The sequence below is a fragment of the Bradyrhizobium glycinis genome, from assembly GCF_016031655.1.
In the GTDB taxonomy this organism is placed as follows: Bacteria; Pseudomonadota; Alphaproteobacteria; order Rhizobiales; family Xanthobacteraceae; genus Bradyrhizobium; species Bradyrhizobium glycinis.
Genome location: NZ_JACCHQ010000060.1, coordinates 1 through 2,328, shown reverse-complemented (window position 1 = coordinate 2,328; position 2,328 = coordinate 1). Strand labels below are relative to the sequence as shown.

Annotated in this window: 2 protein-coding genes; both read left to right on the top strand. The window is 65.6% G+C overall.

Annotation, left to right across the window (positions count from 1 at the left end):
- Positions 1-506, top strand: a 506-nt coding sequence (locus HZZ16_RS36810) for a methyl-accepting chemotaxis protein (RefSeq protein ID WP_246510675.1), incomplete at its 5' end; no start/stop codon positions are given.
- Positions 507-656: 150 nt separating this feature from the next.
- Positions 657-2,328: methyl-accepting chemotaxis protein (locus HZZ16_RS36805; protein ID WP_197955745.1), on the top strand; the 1,672-nt coding region annotated here is incomplete at its 3' end.

Sequence of the window (2,328 nt, the reverse complement as noted above, 5' to 3'; positions counted from 1 at the left end):
GCGAGGTGGTCAAGCTGATCACCGCGATTGCCGAGCAGACCAATTTGCTCGCGCTCAACGCCACCATCGAGGCCGCCCGCGCCGGCGAGGCCGGCCGCGGCTTCGCGGTCGTGGCGAGCGAGGTGAAGTCGCTGGCGAGCCAGACCGCGAAGGCGACCGACGAGATCTCCTCGCATATCGCAGGGATGCAAGGAGCGACCGCCGAATCGGTCGCCGCGATCAAGGAGATCGGGGCGACCATCGGCCAGATCTCCTCGATCTCGACCTCGATCGCGAGCGCGGTCGAGCAGCAGGGCGCCGCCACGCAGGAGATCGCCCGCAGCGTCCAGACCGTCGCGCAGGGCACCCAGACCGCGGCCACCGATATCGGCGAGGTCAACCGCGGCGCCGCCGAGACCGGCTCGGCCTCGGAAGAGGTGCTGAACTCGGCCAAGACGCTGTCGAGCGAAAGCACCCGCCTTCGCGCCGAGCTCGACCGCTTCATGGCAAATATTCGGGCGGCGTAGGAAGGCGCGCCTTACCAAATCCCTAACCGCCAGTTGCGGCGCCACAAATTTACTGCAGCTTATCCTTTGCCGGTTACCGTGCACATGAGTCGGGAAGCGGGCTGCTTCCCGGCTGCGCCTGGTTTTCCGCGAATGGAATGGGGTGGGGGAATGTCGGTGAAGTCCAAGTCGAGTCAATCGAAGTCGAGCCAATCGAAGCTGCCAACGCTGCGTTTTCGCGCAAAAATCATCCTCGGCTTCGTGGCGGTGCTCGCCATCCTCGCCGTCGGCATGGCGTTCGCCTATTTCGGCTTCGAGCGGATCGCTGGCGCCGTGGCCTCCTACCGCACCAGCGTGTCGGAAGCCGATCTGGCACGGACGGTCGATCGCGAGCTGATCGCCTATCAGGGGCTGGCACGGGCCTATACCCTGACCGGCGCGGCCGATGACGAGACTGCGGCCAAGGCCGCTGAAGGAAATCTGAAGAGCGCGATCGCCAAGTCGATGGCCGCCACCACCGGCGCGGCTCGCCGTGAGCAGGTCGGCAAGCTCGAGGCCGAGTTCCAGAGCTTTACGAAAGTCTTCAGCGAGATCATCACGCTGACGCGCGAGAACAACAAGATCGCGGCCGACGAGCTCAACAGTGTCGGCAACAAGATCCGCTTCAAATTCGACGATCTCGCCGACACCGCGGCGCTGGCGGGCCTCGCCTCGGTGCAGACCACGGCCAAGGACGTCACCTCGCAATATCTGGCAGTCTCCACCTCGGTTAGCGCCTTCGTGGCCAAGCCGGAGCCGAAGACCGCCGATGGTGTGATCGCCCGCATCAAGTTCCTGGAGACGCTGCTGGTCTCCATCTACGCGAACGACCAGAAGATCACCGATCGCGTCAAGGAGATCGGCGATCTCTTGAAACAGTACCGCACCTCGTTCGCAAAGCTGACCGAGAACGTGAAGGTCATCGTCAAGCTGAACGGCGAGATGACCAAGACGGCGGCGACCATCCTCAAGCTCTCGGCCGAGCTGCGTTCGGATCTGACCGCGGACCAGCAACGCATCGAGGCGAGCGCCAATGCGACGATCGTGGAAACCGAGCAGCTGATGCTGATGATGGCGCTCGGCGGGCTGGCCATCGGCATCGTGCTGGCCTTGTGGCTCGGCAACGGCATCTCGCGGCCGATGATCGCGATGTGCAAGGCGATGCGGGAGCTCGCCTCGGGCAATTTCGACGTCGTGCTGCCCGGCCTCGGCCGCAAGGATGAGATCGGCGAAATGGCGGGCGCCGTCGAGGAGTTCAAGATCCAGGCCGTTGCAAAAGCCGAGCGCGATGCCGCCGCCAGCGAAGTGCAGAACCGCGAGCAGGCCGCAAGCCGCCGCGCCGAGCTGATCCGCTTTGCCGACGATTTCGAGAGCGCGGTCGGCGCCATCGTCTCCAACGTCTCGGCCTCGGCCGTGCAGCTGGAATCGGCGGCCTCCACGCTGACCCGCACGGCCGAGACCACGCAGAGCCTGTCGAGCCAGGTCGCCGGCGTCTCCGAGCAGGCTTCCTCCAACATGCAGTCGGTCGCGACCGCGACCGAAGAGCTGTCGGCCTCGGTCGAGGAGATCGGCCGCCAGGTGCGCGATTCCAGCCGCATCGCAGAGGCTGCCGTGATGCAGGCCAAGGAGACCGACGGCCGCATCGGCAAGCTGTCGCATGCCGCCCAGCAGATCGGCGAGGTGGTCAAGCTGATCACCGCGATTGCCGAGCAGACCAATTTGCTCGCGCTCAACGCCACCATCGAGGCCGCCCGCGCCGGCGAGGCCGGCCGCGGCTTCGCGGTCGTGGCGAGCGAGGTGAAGT